This window comes from Metabacillus rhizolycopersici, from assembly GCF_020075705.1.
In genome coordinates this window covers 196,632-219,084 of the sequence record NZ_JAIQUM010000001.1, presented here as the reverse complement: position 1 = coordinate 219,084, position 22,453 = coordinate 196,632, and the positions used below count along the sequence as shown (strand labels likewise).

21 protein-coding genes are annotated in these 22,453 nt (G+C 36.4%); 16 read left to right on the top strand and 5 right to left on the bottom strand.

The annotated features are described in order from the left end of the window. The first annotated feature begins 377 nt into the window (after positions 1 to 377). Positions 378 to 650: a hypothetical protein gene (locus K9V48_RS01020; RefSeq protein WP_224136067.1), complete on the top strand. Its 273-nt coding sequence runs from the start codon at positions 378 to 380 to the stop codon at positions 648 to 650. 152 nt (positions 651 to 802) lie between these two features. Here the strand turns inward: K9V48_RS01020 and K9V48_RS28940 are convergent, their stop codons facing one another. Next, on the bottom strand, positions 803 to 928 hold the full coding sequence (locus K9V48_RS28940; RefSeq protein WP_263432682.1) for a hypothetical protein: 126 nt from the start codon (positions 926 to 928) through the stop codon (positions 803 to 805). 144 nt (positions 929 to 1,072) lie between these two features. Then, a complete protein-coding gene (locus K9V48_RS01015; RefSeq protein WP_224136065.1) occupies positions 1,073 to 1,504 on the bottom strand; it encodes a hypothetical protein in 432 nt (143 codons plus the stop codon). A gap of 323 nt (positions 1,505 to 1,827) precedes the next feature. Here K9V48_RS01015 and K9V48_RS01010 point away from each other — a divergent pair, with 323 nt between their 5' ends. The 11 genes from K9V48_RS01010 to K9V48_RS00960 all read left to right on the top strand — a co-directional run bounded on the left by K9V48_RS01010 (position 1,828) and on the right by K9V48_RS00960 (position 14,798). Beyond that, entirely contained in the window at positions 1,828 to 2,094 is a 267-nt protein-coding gene (locus tag K9V48_RS01010; RefSeq protein ID WP_111615208.1) for a phosphocarrier protein HPr, read from the top strand. Positions 2,095 to 2,468: 374 nt separating this feature from the next. Next, entirely contained in the window at positions 2,469 to 3,884 is a 1,416-nt protein-coding gene (locus K9V48_RS01005) for an MFS transporter (protein ID WP_224136063.1), read from the top strand. 116 nt (positions 3,885 to 4,000) lie between these two features. Further along, positions 4,001 to 5,173, top strand: coding sequence for an amidohydrolase (locus K9V48_RS01000; protein ID WP_438803854.1), 1,173 nt, complete (start codon positions 4,001 to 4,003; stop codon positions 5,171 to 5,173). Between the two features lie 83 nt (positions 5,174 to 5,256). Continuing rightward, positions 5,257 to 6,444 carry an amidohydrolase gene (locus K9V48_RS00995; protein ID WP_224136059.1) on the top strand — a complete coding sequence of 396 codons (1,188 nt, stop codon included), beginning with the start codon at positions 5,257 to 5,259 and terminating at the stop codon, positions 6,442 to 6,444. A 118-nt stretch (positions 6,445 to 6,562) separates the two neighbouring features. Beyond that, positions 6,563 to 7,246, top strand: coding sequence for a phosphoribosylaminoimidazolesuccinocarboxamide synthase (locus K9V48_RS00990; RefSeq protein WP_224136057.1), 684 nt, complete (start codon positions 6,563 to 6,565; stop codon positions 7,244 to 7,246). 343 nt (positions 7,247 to 7,589) lie between these two features. Beyond that, a complete protein-coding gene (locus K9V48_RS00985) occupies positions 7,590 to 8,375 on the top strand; it encodes an SDR family oxidoreductase (protein ID WP_224136055.1) in 786 nt (261 codons plus the stop codon). A gap of 68 nt (positions 8,376 to 8,443) precedes the next feature. Beyond that, positions 8,444 to 9,313: an NAD(P)-dependent oxidoreductase gene (locus tag K9V48_RS00980; protein ID WP_224136053.1), complete on the top strand. Its 870-nt coding sequence runs from the start codon at positions 8,444 to 8,446 to the stop codon at positions 9,311 to 9,313. After that, a complete protein-coding gene (locus K9V48_RS00975) occupies positions 9,298 to 9,771 on the top strand; it encodes a GNAT family N-acetyltransferase (protein WP_224136051.1) in 474 nt (157 codons plus the stop codon). Before K9V48_RS00980 ends, K9V48_RS00975 begins: the two co-directional genes overlap by 16 nt. A gap of 386 nt (positions 9,772 to 10,157) precedes the next feature. After that, a complete protein-coding gene (locus K9V48_RS00970) occupies positions 10,158 to 12,251 on the top strand; it encodes a peptidoglycan D,D-transpeptidase FtsI family protein (RefSeq protein ID WP_224136050.1) in 2,094 nt (697 codons plus the stop codon). Positions 12,252 to 12,374: 123 nt separating this feature from the next. Then, entirely contained in the window at positions 12,375 to 12,551 is a 177-nt protein-coding gene (locus K9V48_RS00965; RefSeq protein ID WP_224136048.1) for a hypothetical protein, read from the top strand. A 438-nt stretch (positions 12,552 to 12,989) separates the two neighbouring features. Beyond that, positions 12,990 to 14,798 carry a PAS domain S-box protein gene (locus K9V48_RS00960; protein WP_224136046.1) on the top strand — a complete coding sequence of 603 codons (1,809 nt, stop codon included), beginning with the start codon at positions 12,990 to 12,992 and terminating at the stop codon, positions 14,796 to 14,798. Between the two features lie 67 nt (positions 14,799 to 14,865). Here K9V48_RS00960 and K9V48_RS00955 read toward each other — a convergent pair whose 3' ends face one another. Beyond that, a complete protein-coding gene (locus K9V48_RS00955) occupies positions 14,866 to 16,014 on the bottom strand; it encodes an aminotransferase A (RefSeq protein WP_224136044.1) in 1,149 nt (382 codons plus the stop codon). A 216-nt stretch (positions 16,015 to 16,230) separates the two neighbouring features. Between K9V48_RS00955 and corA the strand changes: the two genes are divergently transcribed. Beyond that, entirely contained in the window at positions 16,231 to 17,208 is a 978-nt protein-coding gene (gene corA / locus K9V48_RS00950; RefSeq protein ID WP_224136113.1) for a magnesium/cobalt transporter CorA, read from the top strand. Between the two features lie 217 nt (positions 17,209 to 17,425). Here corA and K9V48_RS00945 read toward each other — a convergent pair whose 3' ends face one another. After that, positions 17,426 to 17,833, bottom strand: a complete 408-nt coding sequence (locus tag K9V48_RS00945) for a transporter (protein ID WP_438803853.1) — start codon at positions 17,831 to 17,833, stop codon at positions 17,426 to 17,428. Between the two features lie 347 nt (positions 17,834 to 18,180). Then, positions 18,181 to 19,467, bottom strand: coding sequence for an NCS2 family permease (locus K9V48_RS00940; RefSeq protein ID WP_224136042.1), 1,287 nt, complete (start codon positions 19,465 to 19,467; stop codon positions 18,181 to 18,183). A 459-nt stretch (positions 19,468 to 19,926) separates the two neighbouring features. Here K9V48_RS00940 and K9V48_RS00935 point away from each other — a divergent pair, with 459 nt between their 5' ends. The 3 genes from K9V48_RS00935 (at position 19,927) to K9V48_RS00925 (ending at position 22,285) form a co-directional block, all read left to right on the top strand. Beyond that, positions 19,927 to 20,577 (top strand): glycoside hydrolase domain-containing protein, encoded by a 651-nt coding sequence (locus K9V48_RS00935; protein WP_224136109.1) that lies wholly within the window; start codon positions 19,927 to 19,929, stop codon positions 20,575 to 20,577. 194 nt (positions 20,578 to 20,771) lie between these two features. Beyond that, complete coding sequence (locus K9V48_RS00930; protein ID WP_224136040.1) at positions 20,772 to 21,677, top strand: chemotaxis protein; 906 nt, start codon at positions 20,772 to 20,774, stop codon at positions 21,675 to 21,677. A 65-nt stretch (positions 21,678 to 21,742) separates the two neighbouring features. Further along, complete coding sequence (locus K9V48_RS00925) at positions 21,743 to 22,285, top strand: HD domain-containing protein (protein WP_224136038.1); 543 nt, start codon at positions 21,743 to 21,745, stop codon at positions 22,283 to 22,285. Positions 22,286 to 22,453: the final 168 nt, after the last annotated feature.

Below are 22,453 nucleotides of genomic sequence, written 5' to 3'. Positions count from 1 at the left end.
TTCCTGATTGGCTTATTTGCCCGAGGCTGATTAAGGCGCTTACGCTTTTGTTCATCCTTCATTATATGCAAACGTAGCTTCTTACATTTATCCCATTCATTACGGAAAATAAAGCGCTATCCCGAGATTTTAAGAGCAAAAAAGATGATATGTGTGGGGGGGGGGATGTCCGAAAAGATTATGATAAGTCTTACTTTTTCGAATTTGAACTTACTTTCATGTTATAAAATAAAAATAAGAAGCATATGTTAATTATTTCTTTCTTAATTTTTGCCATATTTTCTTATCTGAAAACGTATGATGGTAGTGAGAAATGATTTTTGCAGAGATAGGAATCAGGATTCCTTTAGTTTAAACTTTGAAAGGGGAGAATGAAGATGAATGAGCAAGAAAAAGTCAAGTTAATTCAAGAGATTTCAGAGGATATTATTCGAGTTTCAGTCAAAGATCATAAAGGTAAAACTATGAGCGAACAAGATAAAGCAGTCGAATTACTTGCTAGAGCATTGTATGATTTCTCAGTTATGTATTTATCACAACATTCTCATCATGAAGAAGCTTTAAAAGGAACTCTTGCCAAAGTAAAGATTGCTTATAATACATTGGATAGAATGAAAAAAACAAATATTGTGTTAACGAGAAAGCAGTAAATTCGAAAATTTCCCATTTGCTGTGCATTGGTAGACCATTAAACAAAAGTTTAGGATGAAATAATGCAATGTGAGCAAATGTCCCTGTATTGGTTTGTTTGATGATGCAAATAAGCAAGAATAATGAAAAGGCGGTTTTAAGCCGCCTCTGATTAGGAATTATTTTTTTGTTTTTTCTCTTTCTTCGGTGTCACTTCACTTGAAAATTCGGTTTCGAGACCTTGGTTTTGTTGTTGTTGAAGCTGTTGTGCTTTGCTATTATTGTTTTTCTTTGCCATAATTTTCACCTCCAATAGTAACCCGCTAACTAATGTTTACAAAAATTTTAAAGTATATACATAATTTATTTTTTAATATCGTATTAACGGGTAGTAATACCTTATCTCTAAGGTTTTAGTGATGGGGATAAAGAAAACCCCGTTCTATTCTTGTAAATTTATTTTTTTTAAAAGCGGAGAGAAATCATAGTCGATATCAAAAAATAATGGGGTATTCTCATCATTGTATAAAATGATCTTTCCTTGTCTTTTTGTTGATGGGTTGTATAAAAGTAAAACTTCGCTCACGATATCATCAAACCATTTATTCTTCACTTTTAGTGATTTAGTTAAAGGGATTTTTATTAAGTAACCTTTTTTAGGCACTGGTTTTGCTTGTACAGTCACTTGTGTAATTGATTTGATTGCTTCTTTCACATCCCCATCTATATCTGAAGATGTTGGAACCTCCTTTATAACTGTACTAGTTTCAATATCTAATACTTTAATCGTGTCATTTGCTGCCTCTATGTTTTGACTAATGAAAAATAAATTTATGCAGAAAAAAAGAAGAATACAGGTAAATGTTTTTCTCACACTTAATCACCTCTACCATACTTTTCCCTATACATATAACATTATTTGTGGAATTATTAACTAGTCGTGATGTCTTTGGATGATGTTCCAAAACCGGCATGATGATGAATGTCATTTTTATTCCTTTGTTTCCGTGTCTAAAATGACGTCTTCTTAAGGTTGGTTAAAGAAAAGTAGATTTCTTTATAAAGCTGTTCATAATTGTGTCTGAAAACGACAATAAGTTGGATAGTTATTTATGTAGCACTTGTCTTTTACTTTGTGCGACTGATAAAATAGTGTATTGTAGAAGTATGATATATATTAAAGGAGATTGATGAAAAATGGCAGAAAAAACATTTACAGTAATCGCAGAAACAGGAATTCATGCACGTCCAGCAACAGTATTAGTGCAATCAGCTAGCAAATATGACGCCGATATAAATTTAGAATACAACGGTAAAACGGTAAATCTTAAATCTATTATGGGTGTAATGTCTTTAGGTATACCACAAGGATCTCAAATAAAAATTATTGCTGCTGGCTCTGATGCAGATGAGGCACTTGCAGGTATTGAAGCAACATTGAAGAAGGAAGAGCTAGGCGAATAAAGAGCAATCAATTCATAGTAGCAATTTTAGCGACAGGTTCATACCTGTCGTTTTTTATCGTTTAGGAATTATAAAATTCATGCGTGGCTTATACCTGCCTTAGGTTGATCAAGGCGCTTGCGCTTTTGTTCTTGCTAAGAAAATTATAAAATTCTAGCTGCTAGTAGAGAACTGTTCTTGGATATGAATGAGAATGAAGGATTGCTATCAATGGAATCTTTTCTAATATCGTCATCGCAAGTTGTTTTCATAAATGATGATCCTTTTTTAGATTAATTATAATGGGATTTGTAAATATTAAGCGAGAACTAAACTGGAAAATCTAAGGGGGATTGTTTATCCTCAATCCAACTATTATGGAGGTAGGTCGAACAATGGAAACAGCTTATAAAGGGACAAATAAAATGATAACAGGTATCGTGTTCGGTGTTATTACGTTTTGGCTTTTTGCCCAGTCAATGGTCAATGTGATACCAGCCGTACAAGATGATTTAGGAATTTCGTTAGGTATGCTAAATGTAGCGATTAGTTTAACAGCATTGTTCTCTGGAATATTTATAGTTGCAGCTGGAGGGTTAGCTGATAAACTTGGACGTAAGAAATTCACAAATATAGGATTAGTTTTAAGTGTAATCGGTTCTTTGTGCCTCATATTTGCGCAGGGTTCATTGTTGCTAATTATCGGCCGGATTATTCAAGGGCTTTCTGCCGCATGTATCATGCCTGCTACGATTGCATTAATGAAGGAATATTTTGAAGGAGCAGATCGTCAACGTGCACTTAGTTTCTGGTCAATTGGATCATGGGGTGGTTCAGGTGTATGTTCATTTGCTGGGGGAGCGATTGCAACATATATGGGATGGAGATGGATTTTCATCTTTTCGATTGTATTTGCTATCCTTGCGATGCTTTTAATCAAAGATACACCTGAAAGTAGAGGGGAAACCGTTTCTGCCAAATTCGACATTAGTGGTTTTATTCTATTTATTATCACAATGGTTGCTTTAAACTTAGTGATTACACAAGGTGGGGATTTTGGCTGGACAAGCCCACTTTCATTGATCCTTATGGCAGTGACAATCATTGGAGCAGTAGTATTCATTATTATTGAAAAAAATAAAGCAGCAAGTTTTATTGATTTCTCGCTGTTTAAAAATAAACCATATACGGGAGCGACGATTTCAAACTTTTTATTAAATGCTGTAGCTGGGACACTTGTTATTGCGAATACGTATGTACAAGTGGGTAGGGGGTTTTCGGCTTTTCAATCCGGTATGTTATCTCTTGGGTATTTAGTTGCGGTTTTATCAATGATCCGCGTAGGTGAAAAAATATTGCAAAAAACTGGTGCGAAAAAGCCAATGATTTGGGGAACAATTATCACTGGTATAGGTGTAGGCGTCATGGGCTTAACGTTCTTACCAGGCTTCGTTTACACCGTTGTTGTGTTTATCGGGTTTGCATTATTCGGGTTAGGACTTGGAATTTATGCAACACCATCAACCGATACTGCTGTATCTAACGCACCTTCTAACAAGGTAGGGGAAGCTTCAGGGATTTACAAAATGGCAAGCTCACTTGGTGGATCATTCGGAGTTGCGATTTCTGCGGCGATCTATGCTACGATTGCTGAAGCTAGTAGTCTGGAAATGGCTGCGACAGCAGGAATTATTACAAACGTTGTGTTTGCAGTCCTTGCATTAATTTCAATTATCGTCATGCTACCAAGAACTGAAGGAAGAACATCAGATTCAGGAAAACCTGTACGATTAAAAGAAGTAACTGAGTAAAAATTTCAGAAGATGAACAATCATAAGTTCATATGAAGGAATTATGAATGAACTGGCTACGAAAACTCCTAATTCCTTCATAATAAAAGAGGGGGATATATTTGAAAGCTCAATTGATGAAAATGTTAGAAGAACGAAAAGAAGAAATGATTAAAATTCGTCGTTTTTTACACGAAAACCCCGAGTTGTCTTTTAAGGAAGAAAAAACGGCTCAATACATTATTGATTTTTATAAAGGGAAAGATGTAGAAGTCAAAACAGAGGTAGGCAATGGACAGGGGATCATCGTCACTATAAAAGGCGGAAAACCAGGGAAAACAATTGGTTTACGTGCGGATTTTGACGCGCTCCCAATTGTTGAGGAAACGGATCTCCCTTTTAAATCAAAAAACGAAGGTGTCATGCATGCTTGCGGTCATGATGCTCATACTGCATATTTACTAGTGCTAGCAGATTGTCTCATTCAATTAAAAGAGTCCCTATCAGGTACGATTAAAATTATTCACCAGCATGCCGAGGAGGTACCACCAGGTGGAGCAAAAAGTATTGTTGAGTCAGGTGAGCTTAATGATTTAGATAATATTTTTGGTATCCATGTACTGCCAATGGGGCCAGCAGGTCAAGTTGGCTATCGTGGTGGATATGTGATGGCTGGAAGATCCTTTTTTAAATTAGGGATTCAAGGAACAGGCGGACATGGTTCTTCTCCACATCTGGCAAACGATGCGGTTGTCGCCGGGGCGCATTTCGTCACAGCGGTCCAAACAGTCATTAGTCGTCGCTTAAATCCATTCGATATGGGGGTTATTACAATCGGCTCATTCGATGGGAAGGGTACGTTTAATGTGATTAGAGATCGTGTCGAGCTTGAAGGTGATATACGCTACATGACTGTTGAAACACAAAAGTTAATTGATGAGGAAGTACATCGGGTAGCTAGTGGAATTGAAGTTGAATTTGGTGTGAAGTGTGAATTAACATATACAGCAGATTATCCGCCATTGTACAATGATCCAGAAGTGACCGAAATGGTTAAAGCAAGTCTTGAAAGTATGAATGAACCTGAAATTAAGGAAGTCAAAGAATACCCAATGATGTCAAGCTCAGAAGACTTTAGTTACTATGCAGAAAAAATTCCTGGTTTTTTCTTTTATATTGGTTGTACTCCAAAAGGGGTTGAAAAACCTTACTTTAATCATCATCCGAAGTTTGATATTGATGAAGATGCACTGCTTGTTGCAGCGAAATCAGTTGCGCAAGTGGTTTGCAGTTATTATGAAATAGACTAAATTAAGCATTTCTCTAAAATGGGCACGCGAGCAAAGATAAGCTCTCAGCCCTATTTTTATTCAAAAAGGAGAGATTAAAGTCGATGAGAGAGCGTTTGATGGAACTGTTAGAAGAACGTAAAGAAGAAATAGTTCAAATTCGTCGTTATTTACATGAAAATCCTGAACTGTCTTTTAAAGAAGAAAAAACAGCACAATATATTATCGATTTTTACAAAGGAAAAGACGTAGAAATTCAAACAGATGTCGGAAATGGACATGGAATCATCGTAACAATCAAAGGAGGGAAACACGGAAAAACAATTGGTTTACGGGCAGATTTTGATGCCTTGCCAATCGTCGAAGAAACAGATGTTCCGTTTAAATCGAAAAATGAGGGCGTTATGCATGCGTGCGGACATGATGGTCACACCGCATACTTATTAGTTCTTGCTGATTGCTTCATACAATTAAAGGAATCTCTTGCTGGTACGATTAAAATCATTCATCAACATGCCGAAGAGGTGCCTCCAGGTGGAGCAAAAAGCATTGTTGAATCTGGTGTTCTTGATGATGTAGACAATGTCTTTGGCATTCATTTGTTCCCAACACATCCTGCAGGTTATGTCGGTTATCGTAGCGGTTATTCATTGGCTGGAAGAACGTTTTTTAAATTGGCAATCCAAGGTATTGGAGGACATGGTTCTTCCCCACATCTAGCAAATGATGCGATTGTTGCCGGTGCTCATTTTGTTACTGCAGTTCAAACTGTCATTAGCCGTCGTTTAAATCCATTTGATATGGGTGTCATTACAATTGGCTCATTCGATGGAAAAGGTACATTCAACGTAATTAAAGACCGTGTAGAACTTGATGGTGATGTTCGCTATATGACAGTCGAGAATCAAGCATTAATCGACAATGAGATTCATCGCATTGTTCACGGAATTGAAGTTGAATTTGGTGTGGAATGTGAACTTACGTATACAGCAGATTATCCACCACTATATAATGATCCCGAAATAACTAAGAATGTTGTGGCAAGTCTTGAAGCGATAAATGATTCAGATATTAAGGAAGTCTTTGAATATCCAATGCTTTCTGGCTCAGAAGACTTTGCTTATTACCTAGAAAAAATCCCTGGTTGTTTCTTCTATATTGGTTGTAAACCAAAAGGAGTAGATAAAGCTTTTTTCAATCATCATCCGAAATTCGATATCGATGAAGATGCTTTACTCGTTGCAGCAAAATCAGTTGCTCAAGTTGTTTGTAGCTATTATGAAAAAGCATAATTTAAAATTTTTCGAAAAAACAGGATAATTTAATAAGATTAGCTTATTTTGTAGTTTTTTGTATTATAATATGAGCGAAGCGATGAAAAATGTACTAAATAAACGAGGAGTTTTGAACATGAAACTTACATACACTGGAAAAACAAAAGATGTTTATGCTTTAGAAGATGGGAATTACCTACTTAAATTTAAAGATGATGTAACAGGAGAAAATGGCGTTTTTGACCCAGGAGCGAACACTGTTGGCCTGACATTAGAAGGCGCAGGACGCGCGGGTTTAAAATTAACGAAGTTCTTTTTTGAAAGACTAAAGGAAAAGGGAATCCCGACACATTATGTCGACGCAAATATCGAGGAAGCAACGATGACCGTTAAGCCTGCAGAAGTATTTGGTCAAGGACTTGAAGTTATTTGTAGATATCGGGCGGTAGGAAGTTTTCTACGTAGGTATGGCATGTATGCAGAAGAAGGACAAGCATTGGACGCATTCGTGGAAGTGACATTGAAAGATGACGAACGTCAGGATCCACCAATTAGTGAAGATGGTCTCGATATGCTTGGCATCCTCTCGAAAGATGAATACAAAGTGCTAAAAGAACTTACTCAGCAAATTGGCCATGTTGTAAAAGAAGAGCTTGCCAAAAAAGGAATCGATTTGTACGATATCAAATTTGAATTTGGTCGTGTCGGAGAAGATAAGCAAATCGTTCTAATCGATGAAATTTCAGGTGGAAATATGCGTGCATACAAAGACGGCGAATACATCGAACCACTAGAATTAGAAAAAATGTTTCTGTCATAAAATTGTGAAAAAAGCACAGGAGGCGCCTGATACCGGTCAGCATCTGTGCTTTTTTGTGTTATAGGAAACTATAAAATACTTGTACTGTGGATAAGCGCACGACATCCAGGCCCCTCTTGGGTTATTTGCCCGAGGCTGATCAAGGAGCTTGCGCTTTCGTTCTGAGTGAAAAGCTAAAATTTAGTCAAATTTACTAGCGAAAAGATATAAAATATTAGCCAATTCCATAAAAATCCCCTCAATAAAGGTAAGCAGGTTTAACCACATTTCAGGATGCTTTGCTTTAGTATCAAAAAAGGTCGTGTTAAAATAAGTATATCAAATACAATTGGGGTGTAGGAAAATGAAAGATGGATTCCAAGGGAAAAATGCACTTATTATCGCATCAAGCCAAGGCTTAGGAAAAGCAATTGCCAATAAGCTTGCTGAACAAGGCGTAAATGTGATGATATCAAGTCGTGAACAAGAAAAGTTACATAACGTAAAAAAAGAACTAGAGCTTACGAGTATAGGCAGAATTGAATATAAAGCTTGTAATATTAAGGATAAGAACGAGATTCAAGACCTTGTGGCAGCTACAATAAGTGAATTTGGTTCAATAGATTTACTTGTTAACAATGCTGGAGGGCCACCTGCAGGCACATTTGAAGAGATGACAGATGAGGATTGGCAGCATGCATTTGAGTTGAATCTTTTGAGTTATATTAGAATAACGAGAGAAGTTTTACCTTATATGAAGAAAAATGGTGGGAAGATCGTGAATATTGCCTCATCGTCAGTAAAAGAGCCGATTCCAGGTCTTATTTTATCAAATACGTTTCGAACAGGAATTGTTGGATTAACCAAAACACTAGCGCGCGAATTTGCCCCATATAATATTTTGATCAACACAGTTGCACCAGGTAGATTTGCAACCGAACGATTAGCATTTTTAGAGGAAATTGCAGCAAAAAAACAAGGTATGACAAAAATAGAAGTCGAAGAAACGATGAAGCAAACAATTCCGTTAGGTCGATATGGCGAGCCTGAGGAATTTGCTAACTATGTAAGCTTTCTACTTTCAGATACCAATAGCTATATGACGGGACAAACTCTTTTAATTGATGGGGGCATGTTGAAATCGATTTAATCTACAGGGGATTGAAATCGTTTTGTTTAGCGGGTTTCGGAAGTTACTGGATGAGGAGGAAATCGAAAATGAAACAAACGGTTGGATTTATTGGACTTGGAGTTATGGGAAATAGTATGGCAAAGCATATAATACAAGCAGGTTATCCTTTAAATGTTTATACAAGAACGAAGGAAAAGGCGGATGAACTAATTCAATTAGGAGCGGAATGGAAGGAAACGGTTAGTGAACTGACAAAAGATAGTGAAATCATCATTACAATGATTGGATTTCCAAAGGATGTAGAGGAGGTTTATTTGGGCAAGGATGGAATTTTGCAAAGTGCAAAACCAGGTACATATGTGATTGATATGACCACCTCACAGCCAACTTTAGCCAAAAAAATCTTTGAACAAGCTCGCGTTAAAGGTATTTACGCGCTTGATGCACCAGTTTCAGGTGGAGATGTTGGTGCAAAAGAAGCAAGACTTGCGATCATGGTTGGCGGAGCAAAAGAAGCGTTTGAGCAATGCAAGCCATTATTTGAAGTTATGGGACAAAATATTGTGTATCAAGGTGAAGCGGGTGCAGGCCAGCACACGAAAATGTGTAATCAAATTGCCATCGCATCTGGAATGATCGGTGTTTGTGAAGCGATCGCCTATGCTGAAAAATCAGGTTTAGATGCGACCAATGTATTAAAAAGTATCTCGACTGGAGCTGCAGGTAGTTGGTCTCTTAGTAATCTGGCGCCACGGATGCTAGCAGATGATTTTGAACCAGGATTTTTTGTCAAACATTTTATAAAAGATATGGGAATAGCTCTTGAGGAATCGACTAATATGAGCGTAAAAACACCTGGGTTAAAGCTTGCCCATCAGCTTTATGAACAACTGGCAGAATCAGGTGAAGAAAACAGCGGCACCCAAGCATTACTAAAGCTATGGCAATCATCATAAGAGGACTTTTTCAACAAGAGCCGGTACCATATGGGCTATTGTTAGAAGCTGATCCTTCTCGTGAAAAGATAGATGGATATATTGATAAAGGTATATGCTTTGTAGCTGAGAAGAATCATGAGGTTGTTGGGATTATTATCATTGTTTCTTTAGAAGAGACTGTAGATGAAATTTTGAATCTTGCTGTTAGAAAAGAGTACCGAGGAAAAGGGATTGCAAAGAAGTTGATAGAATTCGCTGTCAATAGTAGTGTAAGTCGAGGAAAATTAGAACTGTTAGTAGGTACTGGAAATTCCAGCTTAGATCAACTAGCCTTTTATCAAAAATGTGGATTCCGCATCGATACAATAAAAAAGAACTACTTTATTGAAAACTATCGTGAAGTGATTATCGAAAATGGGATTCGTTGCATGGATATGATAATGTTAAAAAGAAGAATATCACCAAAAAAATATTGATTTTTGAAACATTTTAGCCTAAGATACGTCTAATATAGATTGAAAAGGACAATATGAGTTTCCATATTGTCCTTTTCAATGCTTGCTTTTTTATATCAGAATTTATAAGTATTGGCTTCGAAAATTGTCCAGCGGAAGCGCCTAGCCCCTCTTGGGTCTACAGCCACTCAGGAATAGAAGGCAGAGAACACCTTCTATTCCTGAGCGTCTTATTTGCCCGAGGCTGAACAAGGCGCTTCCGCTTTTTTATATTCACATTAATTTCAAATCTACTGCTATTACTTCACAATTGTAAGTGATAAAATAAAAGGTGGACTAAAAAATGATAAATAGACTCTTTTTACGATAGAGATTTAGTACCACCATAGCAAAGGAGGAAACCAACTTTGGCAGAACAAAGCGCAAATGCCTCTGAGCAGCGTAAACTAAGAAAATCAAGGTATATCCGCATAAATGTATTCTTTTTTCTTGTCTTTATTCTGTTTGTTGCCCTAGTCGTTCGCTTGGGAATTGTTCAGATTGTACAAGGCGAAGAGTTTACAAAAGAAGTATCGCGAACAGAATCAGATTATGCAAGGCTCCCTGCTCCACGAGGGAAAATGTATGATCGCTACAACAGAGTGGTTGTTGATAACGAAAGTGTACCAGCAATTACATACACTGTTGACAAAACAACAAAAACATCGGATAAAATCAAGACTGCAAAAAAACTTTCAGAGTATATTAATTTTAAGTCCGATTTTTTAAAGGAAGAGTTAAAAGAACGGGATCTCCGTGACTATTGGCTAGCTGCACATCCAGATGAAGCAGAGGAACTGCTGACCGAAAAAGAATTGACGTTAAAACCATCCGAAACATATAAATTACAAGTTGAGCGTGTTCCTGAAAAAGAAGTCTTAGCGATTCAAAACAATCTAAAGGAGCAAAAACTTGCCTATATTTATAAACGGTTCTCCTCTGGCTATCAATATGAGCCACAGGTCGTAAAATCAACGGATTTGTCGGAAAATGAAGTTTCAATTGTTGCTGAAAATTTAGAAAGCCTCCCAGGTGTAGACGTTATTACAGATTGGGGGAGAGATTATCCGTATGATGATTCCCTAAGACCAATTTTTGGCGGAATTACGACACCGGAACAAGGGATTCCTTCAGATCGACAAGACTACTTCACAGTGAGGGGTTATCCACGTAACGAACGTGTTGGGAAAAGTTTCTTAGAACAGCAATATGAAGATTACTTAAATCCGCGAAAAGCAAAGGTTGAGTATATCTCTGATAATAGTGGAAGAATTGTTTCTGAGAAAGTTGTTGATGAAGGGCAAAGAGGGTATGACCTCAAGCTTTCATTTGATATCGAATTACAAATGAAGGTCGATAAAATTGTTGAAGAAGAATTACAAGCAGCTAGAAGAGCGTCAGGGAACTTTTTAATGGACCGTGCTTTTGTTGTGATGATGGATCCATTTCAAGGTGATGTGCTAGCAATGACAGGTAAGCAAATCGTCGATGGCAAAATGCAAGACTATGCAATTGGCGCATTTTCTTCACAATATGAGGCCGGTTCGATTGTAAAAGGAGCGACTGTTCTTGCGGGCTACCAAGATGGTATGCCAATGGGTGAGCGTTATTATGATACAAGGATGTACTTTGCAGGTATGCCGAAAGGAAAAGGATCGTATAGAGATCTTGGCATGGTGAGTGATTTAACTGCTTTACAAAAATCATCAAACGTGTATATGTTTTATATAGCATTAAGAATTGCTGACGAAACGTATGTGAGAAATGGATCGTTAAATATAACATCAAAGGATTATCAAACGCTTCGAAATTATTTTGCGCAATTTGGTTTAGGAGTACAAACTGGTATTGATTTACCTCAAGAATCAGCTGGTTTAATTAGTAAGCCCGCAGCGGGTGAAGCTGGTAAAATTTTAGATATTGCAATCGGGCAATTTGACACCTATACACCTCTTCAAATGGCACAATATGTATCAGTGATTGCAAATGGTGGATTACGTGTTCAACCACGACTTGTCACTAGTATCCATGCCCCGATTGAAGAGCCTGGCCTAGGTCCGGTCGCTGTTGATAAAGAGCCTAAGGTGTTAAATAGAATTAACAACAGTGCGGCAGAAATTGAACGTGTGCAACAAGGATTTAAACTTGTAACGTCGGCGGGGACTGCCAAGGGGAGCGTTCCAACGAGTGTTGCAGGTAAAACAGGTACGTCGGAAACTCTATATTATGGCCCTAATCGTAATTATTGGGGGAAAAAGACAAATAACCATAATTTTGTCGGATATTATCCTGCTGATAATCCAGAAGTAGCCTTCAGTATTGTTGTGCCATGGACTGTAACTGACACGGGTACAAATAAAACAATCGCTAAACGAATAGTCGAAGCATATGCCGAATTACAAGAGAAATATGTAACAACCACAGAAATAGAGCCGAACAATAAAGCTAAAGAAGGGGAGTAATTCCTCTTCTTTTTTCTTGATCTTTTTATAGACATTATCTGTGTTTTTTATAACCTAACCCAATTCACATAATTCCTTTTTATTTTCACATACTAAGCTTGTGAAAATAAAAGGAGTGAAAAAATGGCGAAGCGCACAAAGAAAAATGATCCACAGCAAAAGAATAAAAAAGGATTTGACTCAAGTGTGATTGACTCAGAATTTAGTCATGAGCTTGGTAGTGCAGCAACAAATAAAATCCATAAAGACAAAGCGAAAAAAGAAAAAGCATCGAAAAATAATGGAAAGTTTAAAGGGTAAATAAAAAGAGGCATTTTGTCTCTTTTTATTTACGTTATTTTTGCAACGAAAGTCTTGGTTGATAAGTAAGAGTATAATAGATTACAAGTAGTACGATTAGATGAAATAATCCGTTATATATTGACAAAATATAATAACACCGTAGACTTAGTTATAATATAGGGTTTTATGCAAATTTCCAAACAATATTCTCCCGTTGACGGAAGTCTTGCCTTATGATTCAAATGAAAAATTTATAATTCCCTAAAAAAGGATTTCTATTAGTAGAAATAGAATAACATAGTAACATAACTCTATTATTTATTCTTCCAACGGGCAAAATAGTAGTGGTGACTGAATCATTGCCATTGATAAATAGCTACACATTCACACCTTTAAAAAATTCGTTGCATACTACGGTAATCACTAGTAAAAATATAACGAAATGGAGGTTAAGCCATGGATCGTACGACAACAAACGGCAATCAAATTGTACAAAATGTACAGATATATGCTGTAGTTTCTTCAAACGGACGCTTTCAATACGTTTCTTCAAATTCAATTGAACTGATGGGGTACGCTAACAGCGAATTGATTGGGAAGTATATAAAGGAATTTATACATAGTGAAGACTTATTTTTAATTGAAAGTTATTTTTATAATGAGCATCATTTGCACCCTAGTACATTCCGGTTTTTAAACGGGATGGGACGGTATATATGGTTTGAGGCTACTGTAGAATTTATTCAAAGTACAGTTATGAAAAAAGACAAAGAGATTGTTCTAAAAATGAGCACATTAAATACAAATTCTGCTCTTAATGAACAATCTAGCGAGCGTCATGATGAGGGCGTAGAAAATTATGAAATTGGTTATATAGATGGTGATCTCATGTTAGAGGATGTTCCTAGTCCGTTATATATTTCTGTTTGTGGTAAGATTCGACATGTGAATAAGATGTTTCAAGATTTACTTGGAGCAAGTTCTAAGGATCAATTAATTGGAAGACAGATTGTTGATTTTATTGATGAAAGCTTTCATGGTGTTGTTAAAAATAGAATTCATAGAATGCAAAATGGTGAAAGAGTAGGTATCATTGAACAAACATGGAAAAGAATTGATGGGACGTCAATTCATGTTGAAGTTACATCTAATCCTACCATTTTAAAAGGGCAAAAAGCTGAAGTAATCGCATTGACGGATATTTCCTCTAGAAGAAACTTCCAGAAAATTCTTCAAGCAAGTAGAGAACGATATCAACGATTGATCGACAATTCCATTGATACGATTGCGGTTATCCACCAAGATAAATGGGTATTTGTTAATGATTCAGGTGTAAAACTTTTCGATGCCTTGGATTATGCAGAAATGCTAGGAAAAAACATATTTGACAATCTACATCCTAATGATCATCAACAGGTGAGGGAATCATTTGAAAGCATTTTATATGGTGCAACAGATGTTCAGATTACGCATCAATCTTGGAATGTGTCAAAAAATAAAACGATTTACACAGAAATGGTTTGTATTCCAACAACATATTTTGGCGAGCGGGCCGTTCAAGTGATTTTACGAGATATTTCAGATCGTAAAAAAACAGAAGAATTGATGCTTCGTTCGGAAAAGCTCTCCGTTGCTGGTCAACTTGCAGCAGGAATTGCTCATGAAATACGTAATCCATTAACAGCAATAAAAGGTTTCTTGCAAATTATGTCTCCAGATTTGGAAAACTTCCATCAATATTTTCAAATCATTTTTTCCGAATTAAATCGCATTGAATTGATTTTAAGCGAACTACTAATGCTAGCAAAGCCGCAGGAGGCAAATATAAAAAAAATAAACTTAGTATCATTGCTACAAGATGTTTCCTTGCTTCTCGAAACACAGGCTAATTTGAATGGTGTCTTTTTCGAGCAAAAACATGAGGATCTAAATTTATTTATTCATTGTGACCAGAATCAATTAAAACAAGTGTTTATTAATTTATTAAAAAATGCAATTGATGCGATGCCTAAGGGTGGGAAAGTATTAGTCCATACAAAAAGAGAGGATAATAGTGCAAGAATAATTGTTAAGGATGAAGGAGTGGGAATCCCCATTGAATTATTAGATCGCATTGGCGAGCCATTTTTTACGACAAAGGAAACAGGAAATGGTTTAGGTTTAATGATTACGTATAAAATTATCGAAGAGCACAATGGAACGATTTTTGTTGAAAGCAAACAAGGGGAAGGCAGTATGTTCACAGTTGAAATACCATGCAGCTGATTTGAAATGACGGTAAGCCGGTTGAAACTAAAACAACGGCTTAATCCCCGCTGTTTTAGTTAGAACATTATTTTGTGTTTAAAAAATTTTCAATCCGATCCATTGCCTCAATTAATTGATTCATGGAGTATGCATATGAAAGTCGCACATATCCTTCTCCGAATTCTGAAAAAGCACTACCAGGAACTAAAGCAACTCCCGCATCCCGTACAAGTGATAAGGCAAAATCAAAAGAAGTTTGATTGAATTTCTTGATCGATGGAAATAAATAAAAAGCCCCATTGGGTTTAACGACATCAAATCCCATCTTAACTAGACGATTGTATACATATTCTAACCGTTCTTCATAGGCATGTTTCATAGGAATAGCGTCATCTATACCTGAAGTTAGTGCCTCAATTGCCGCTTTTTGCGAAATAGACGAAGCACATGACACGTTGTATTGATGTACTTTTAATAAATGTTGTGAAACCGCTTGTGGAGCAAATAATAAACCAACTCTCCACCCAGTCATACTATGTGATTTTGAAAGGCCGTTTATCACAATCGTTTGATCACGTAAATAAGTTGCAATTGATTGATGATGTTTTCCATAAACGAGCTCACTATAAATTTCATCAGATAAGATAAAAATGTTTTTATCTCTTACTAATTCAGCAATCTCCTTTAATTCATCTTCCTCAAGAGTAACCCCAGTAGGATTTGATGGGTATGGAAGAACGATGCATCTTGTCTTTTCATTTAAGTAAGGAGCAAGTAAATCTGCAGTTAATTTAAACTGATTATGAGTCGTGTCCACATAGATAGGTTTCCCGCCAGCAAGTTTTATTAGTGGTTCATAACCAGGATAAACTGGACTTGGTAAAATAACTTCACAACCCTCTTCCAATAAAGTGCGAAATGTACAATCAATTGCTTGACTAGCTCCCACTGTCACAATAACTTCATTTTCAGGCGAGTATGTAAGACCATATTTCCTTTTTAAAAATTGGCACGCTGCTTCGCGGAGTTCAAGAAAACCAGCATTATGAGTATATGTCGTATAATTTTGCTGAATCGCTTCTATTCCAGAAACTTTCACATGTTGTGGAGTTTCAAAATCAGGTTGTCCGATTGTAAGGGAAATGACATTATCATAATCGGCAACCATATTAAAAAACTTTCTAATCCCTGAAAGCTCAATTTGTTTTACTCTTGAATTTACTAAATGTTCCATCGCTAACCTCCGATATGAAATCCATGATTTTCAACTTTTAATTGAAACGATTGCTTGTCTTCAACTGTGAAAGAATGTAGGTATGGTGTTATTTTACCATCTTTTATGTCGATGTCATCTTTTTTTGTAAAAAGCGTGGGGAAATGACCTGTTGAAATTTTCGTTTAGTCCGTAAGTATTGAGGGCATAGTGATAAAGAAACAGATACAAAGGGTAGTGAGGCGTTTGATTCGTACTTTAGCAATTACGGTAGAGAAAGAGGTTATTTATGATCTTCCACTTAATTCATTAAAAAACTACGATATAGGGTGGTATTGGGTAGATTTTCAGGAACCTACAGAAGATGAAATAATGCTCCTCTCCAGCTTTTTTCATTTCCATCCTTTAGCAATTGAAGATTGTCTTGAGTTTGTGCAGCGACCAAAAATGGATTTTTATCATCATTATTTTTTTGTTGTTGTTCACTCAATTAATCAACAAACAAATGAGGCTGATGAGGTAGATTTATTCGTTTCAGATCACTTTGTCGTAACGTTTCATAAAAAACCTGTCCGTGATGTAAATAATATTTGGCATCGTGTTAAAAAAGAGCCAGGTCTCCAAAATCATCCAATGCAAATTATGTATCATCTAATAGATCATCTTGTAGATGAATATTTTCCACCAGTGTATAAATTAGAGGATCTAATTAATCAGGTTGAGGACAATACAAGTGATCGGACAATTAGTGAATTAATGGAGCAGGTGTTCGATGTTCGTTCCGAGTTAAATAAGCTCCGGAGAACGATTATTCCAATGCGAGATTTGTTGTATCGGATTATTTCATCATCTAGACTCAATTCGTTGATGGAGAAACATATTTATTTTCAAGACATTTATGATCATTTGTTAAAACTAGTAGAAATGATTGATGCAAATCGTGAATTGTCTGCAGATATAAGGGATAGTTACTTATCAATTAGTTCTGATCGAATGAACCGAGTCATGATGACGTTAACAGTCATGTCATCAATTTTTCTACCGTTAACATTTATTGCTGGACTTTATGGAATGAATTTTGAATACATGCCTGAGTTAGCGGGGAAGTACAGTTATTTTATTGTCCTGGCAATTATGCTACTTATTAGTGTAGTTATGATTTTGTTTTTTCACAAAATGGGTTGGTTTCGTTTCCATAAGGGGACAAAGTTATAGCATGCAACATACAGGATTGGAAGCTACTAGTTGAGAGTGGGCATCCAATAATTACCGAAAGCATTTATTATAGAATACATTATATTGTGAAAAAAGGGGCAGATTCCTACTGCCCCTATTAATACTTGCTAACATATAATAAAATCGATGAAGATAATAAGGCTCGAGCCATTGGCATAACAATTATAAGGGGGCTCAAAGCGCTTTATTATTGTTCTTAACTACAACTGAATGAACGAATTTGATTTAAATCTATTCCGAAGTATTGCCAACGAAATTGATTTCTTCTCCAACGGTAACCAGCTACTGAGTTTCTTCCTACAAACGTTGGGTAGTACCAAAATGAACGGCCATTATTCAAACGAATAAACGTAAAACGGTATAGACATCCTCGAATACCGCCTGGATCGACAGCAAAAACCCCAAATTGACCTTGACCTTGCTCAGGAGGAATTGTACTTGGTGGTGGGCCTAATGGTGGACCTGCTTGGCCGGGGCCACCACCAAAGCCACCTCCTTGCCCGGAACCGGGAGGACCAAATGGCGGTTGCTGTTGCTGTTGACCAGGACCAAATGGTGGAAAACCAGGCATAGGTATCATAAATTGACGATAGTATGGATACATATTCATTTCTCTCCTTTCTCACATGAACCTTCAAGGTTACGATATGCAAAAGGAGATTAATAGGTGATAGTCCTTTATGAACGAATGCAATCGTTATAGGTGGTCTCAGGTGTACATAAAAATAGTGAAATTAAAGAAGTAAAGCTGATTTACAACCAGCTTTACTTTTTTAATGTTATAGAAAAATATAACATTCTTGTATTGTGGATAAGCGCAAGACATCCAGCGCAAGCGTTCGGCCACTCTAAGGTCTAGCCACGTATGAATATTGAAGGCAAAGTACGCCCTCTATTCATGCGCGTCTTATGCCTGCTTTAGGCTGATCAAGGCGCTTGCGCTTTTGTTCTTTACTTAAATGAATGAAAAATAAAATTAAGTAAAAATAACATTGCAATAAAATAAAGAGGTGGCTTAATTTCATCACGTCTTTTTAATACGATCTTTAGAAATGGATACATAATAAAGCCAAATGCCATTCCGTCTACAATACTATACGTAAATGGAATTAACGCGATAATCAAAAAAGAGGGAAAACTCTCACTAAAATCATCCAAATCAATATTTTTTATGTTTTGTATCATTAAGCCACCAATTAAAATTAAAATGGGAGCAATGGCACTATCAGGAATCATTTTAATGAAAGGTAAAAAGAGTAAAGAACTCAAGAATAAAATCCCTGTTGTGACAGATGTTAATCCAGTCCGTCCACCTGCCGTAATTCCAGCAGCTGTCTCGACCGTACTTACAGTAGGGCTTGAACCGAATAAAGCAGATGTAAGTGTTGATAATGCATTTGCTTGAAATGATCGTTTAAAGGTCTGTGGTCGATCAATCATATGGACCTGTCCAAACACCAGTCCAATATTTTCAAAAACAATGACCATTGTTAAGGAAAAAGTTGCTGTCCAAAATGTAAGATCAGCAATTCGGGCAAAGGACATAGCGGCAAAAACATCTTGATAAGCAAAGATTGCACTTTTAGATGGTAATGTAAAATCAAAAGTTAGTTGACCAAAAACTCCTGCAATAAGTGTTCCAAACAGGATACTAATTAGGAAATTACCTGGAATCTGCCTGGCAAACAATGCAATAGTTATTAGCAATGAGATAAAAGTTAGCACAACGGTAGGATGACTAATGTCTCCTAAAGTTACATACGTTTCTTCATTTAAAACAACAATACCACCCTTTTGTAATCCAATAAATGTTAAAAAGAAACCAATTCCAACTGTAATTGCTTCTTTTAAAGAGTGTGGTATGGATTCCGAAATGATCCTTGCTAACTTTGTAAATGCAATAACTGTAAATAATAGGCCGGAAACAAAGACAACGGCTAGCCCTTCCTGCCAGGATAATCCCATACCTAAAACAATTGTATAGGTGAATAACGCATTGACACCCATTCCTGGTACAAGAATGATTGGGGTATTTCCATACAGTCCCATAATGAAACAGCCTGCAATTGAAGTCAATACAGTCGCAATAATGCCAGCTTCTAATGGAATCCCAGCGTCAGATAAGATTGATGCATTAACGACGACGATGTAAACGATTGTAAAAAATGAAACTGTACCTGCAAGTAATTCTTTTTTTATTGTTGTCTTGTTATCTTTTATTTGAAAAAATTTATTCAATGATATCCTTCCTTAAAAGTAACCCTCAGCCCATCCCGTTGAATCGTTTATCCCATTCTTAACGGCAGAAAAACCTTATCTCAAATTGAAGCGAAACAATAATATTAGGTGAGAGATAACTGACCGTAAAGATTAAGGGAAGTACCGCATTATACGATTTACAAATGGATTATATCAAGAGAGCAACCAAAATGCATTTCTTTTCGTGAATTTAGAGATTTACCGTAGATTAATGGTGATTAATCCCATTTGCTGAGTTCTTGCATATGTCGTTATTATCTTGGCATACCCAGCTTTTATTCATACAAGATAAAGATGAGATATTCTGATCATCATGAAACGTATAGTTTCTACTAGTCAAACGTCATGAAAAGTTCAAACTTATTCAGGTTGTATGCTTGAGACAACCTTATAGCTCATATATATAGGTAGAGGATAGAGAGAAAGGGTGTGAGGTCTCTGGCACGCAAAGTTTGGGGTGTAGATTCAGCTAATCCGGTTGATCAAGAGTTATATGACTGTGTAAAAAATACATTTGGTATACCTAAATATTGGGGAAGATACTTAACTGAAAGACCAAATGTTTCAAGTGGGCTTACGAAAGAGGAAATTGACTTTCTTAGGAGTCGTGGAATAAAAATATTACCGATTTACAATGTGATAACAGAGGCAGTTGGCTATGAAGAAGCGAGAATTGCTGCGAGAAATGCAGTTTTCCATGCTAGAAGATTAGGTCTTCCGAAAAGCATAGTATTATTTGCAAACATTGAGCATTTTTTTCAGGTGGATGCTGCTTGGGTTAGGGGCTGGGTTGAAACTCTTATTCCATCGGGCTATCGCTCAGGATTTTATCATGATCCTGTAAAAGGAGCCTTTTCACAAGCATACTGCCAAGCCGTTCAACAAAATAATGAAGTTGCTGTTCAAGCAATTCTCTGGAGTGCTGAACCTGAAACAGGAGTAACATCTGAACGAAAGGCACCGCGATATAATCCAGCAACACCGAATTGTAAAGCAAATGTCTGGCTGTGGCAATATGGAAGGGATTCACAAAAATGTCCAATTGGCACAAATCTTGCAGATGATCGAGTATTGAATTATTCGCACTAGTAAAGCTTGGATTAAACTCCAAGCTTTGTTTTATGTAGAATTTTTACAAAATAACGGATAATTGATTAAAAAGTAAGATTTCATATGAAAGGGGGATACAGAAAATAATTCAATATAAGATTTCTACTTGAATTTCCAAAATATTCACCGATATAAATAGTATATAAGCTTGTTTAGATGGAAGGAAGAAAATAATGGATCAACAAAAAGGAATCTTACTTGAAAGTGGAACAAATGAACTTGAAATCGTTGAATTTGGAGTTGGAAATAATAAGTTTGGTATAAATGTTATAAAAGTAAAAGAAATTATTCAACCTGTTAAAGTAACTAAAATTCCCCATTCTCATCCGAATGTAGAGGGAATAGTTGAGATTCGTGACGAAATTTTACCTGTTGTAAATATTGCAAAAGTGCTTGGATTTGAACCTAGTGAGGATCTTAAAAGTGAGAAATTTATCATAACGGAGTTTAATAAAACAAAGGTTGTTTTTCACGTCCATTCTGTTACACAAATTCATCGCATATCTTGGGAAGATATCGAAAAACCATCTGGTATGTATCAGGGCTTAGAAAGCCAAATTACAGGTGTAGTAAAAATAAATGAAGAAATGGTATTGTTATTAGATTTTGAGAAAATTGTCGTTGATATCAATCCAGAATCAGGTATTAATAGGAATCAACTGAAAAAATTAGGGACAAGAGAGCGGTCAATGAAAAAGCTTGTCGTAGCAGAGGATTCTCCATTATTGCGTAAATTATTACAAGAAACGTTAAATGAAGCAGGCTTCCAACAGATTGAGTTCTTTGAGAATGGAAAAGATGCGTTGGCGTTCTTACATTCGATCGTTGAAGCAAAAAAGGCAATTGAAGACGAGGTCCAGCTTGTTATTACTGATGTTGAAATGCCGCAAATGGATGGGCATCATCTCACAAAACGAATAAAAGAGGATCAAGCTTTATCAATCCTCCCTGTCGTTATTTTTTCATCGCTTATCACAGCAGATTTGCAGCATAAAGGTCAAATGGTAGAGGCAAGTGCACAAATAAGTAAACCAGAAATAAGCGAACTGGTCCAGAAAATAGATGAATTAATCTTATAGAGAAAATACATAGAGATCTTACGGAAGTATCATCCATGTGATCTTTTTTGGAGTGATGAACAGCAATGATCGATTTAGCAAAAAGTTTTGCTGAGAACGCACATCAGGGGCAACTTAGAAAAATTAGTGGTGCCTCTTATTTTACACATTTGGAGAACGTTGCTTTCATACTAGGGAATGCAGGCTTTTCAAATGAGGTAATAGCTGCTGGTTATTTGCACGATATTATTGAGGATACGAATGTAACGGAAACACAGCTCTTAGGGTTATTTGGTCATGAAATTGTGCAGCTTGTCATAGCCAATTCAGAAGATAAATCATTGGAATGGGAAGTACGAAAAGGTAAAACGATTGTAAAGACTAAGACAGCATCAATACAGATAAAAGCATTAATTGCTGCGGATAAACTAGATAATAGTCATGATTTACTGCAACAATATCAAAAACATGGAGACAAGGTATGGAGTTATTTTAACCGTGGCTATGAAAAACAAGCATGGTACTATCATCATCTTGTTGATGCCCTGTATGATGGATTAACTGATACAGAAATTCCAAGCTTTTTTCATGACTTAAGGTGGAATGTTGAAGAGCTGTTTGGTGGTTAAAAAAAACATTTACTAAAAGGTAATAATGGGATTTCCTCGTTTTTAAATGATAGATATGAAGTAATAAAGTCTTTAGACAAGGTGTTGGTGTCCAGCTGCAGCGCCTAGGTCCTCGAGTCATAAGACGTTCCTGAATTGAAGGTAAAGAACACCTTCTATTCAGGAACG

Excerpts from the sequence above, each read along its gene's own strand:
- K9V48_RS00960 (WP_224136046.1), top strand. The coding sequence starts at position 12,990 with ATGGATCGTACGACAACAAACGGCAATCAAATTGTACAAAATGTACAG.
- K9V48_RS01000 (WP_438803854.1), top strand. The coding sequence starts at position 4,001 with ATGAAAATGTTAGAAGAACGAAAAGAAGAAATGATTAAAATTCGTCGT.
- K9V48_RS00985 (WP_224136055.1), top strand. The coding sequence starts at position 7,590 with ATGAAAGATGGATTCCAAGGGAAAAATGCACTTATTATCGCATCAAGC.
- K9V48_RS00965 (WP_224136048.1), top strand. The coding sequence starts at position 12,375 with ATGGCGAAGCGCACAAAGAAAAATGATCCACAGCAAAAGAATAAAAAA.
- K9V48_RS00945 (WP_438803853.1), bottom strand. The coding sequence starts at position 17,833 with ATGTATCCATACTATCGTCAATTTATGATACCTATGCCTGGTTTTCCA.
- K9V48_RS01005 (WP_224136063.1), top strand. The coding sequence starts at position 2,469 with ATGGAAACAGCTTATAAAGGGACAAATAAAATGATAACAGGTATCGTG.
- K9V48_RS00995 (WP_224136059.1), top strand. The coding sequence starts at position 5,257 with ATGAGAGAGCGTTTGATGGAACTGTTAGAAGAACGTAAAGAAGAAATA.
- K9V48_RS00930 (WP_224136040.1), top strand. The coding sequence starts at position 20,772 with ATGGATCAACAAAAAGGAATCTTACTTGAAAGTGGAACAAATGAACTT.
- K9V48_RS01020 (WP_224136067.1), top strand. The coding sequence starts at position 378 with ATGAATGAGCAAGAAAAAGTCAAGTTAATTCAAGAGATTTCAGAGGAT.
- K9V48_RS00980 (WP_224136053.1), top strand. The coding sequence starts at position 8,444 with ATGAAACAAACGGTTGGATTTATTGGACTTGGAGTTATGGGAAATAGT.
- K9V48_RS00975 (WP_224136051.1), top strand. The coding sequence starts at position 9,298 with ATGGCAATCATCATAAGAGGACTTTTTCAACAAGAGCCGGTACCATAT.
- K9V48_RS28940 (WP_263432682.1), bottom strand. The coding sequence starts at position 928 with ATGGCAAAGAAAAACAATAATAGCAAAGCACAACAGCTTCAACAACAA.
- K9V48_RS00990 (WP_224136057.1), top strand. The coding sequence starts at position 6,563 with ATGAAACTTACATACACTGGAAAAACAAAAGATGTTTATGCTTTAGAA.
- K9V48_RS01010 (WP_111615208.1), top strand. The coding sequence starts at position 1,828 with ATGGCAGAAAAAACATTTACAGTAATCGCAGAAACAGGAATTCATGCA.
- K9V48_RS00925 (WP_224136038.1), top strand. The coding sequence starts at position 21,743 with ATGATCGATTTAGCAAAAAGTTTTGCTGAGAACGCACATCAGGGGCAA.
- K9V48_RS00955 (WP_224136044.1), bottom strand. The coding sequence starts at position 16,014 with ATGGAACATTTAGTAAATTCAAGAGTAAAACAAATTGAGCTTTCAGGG.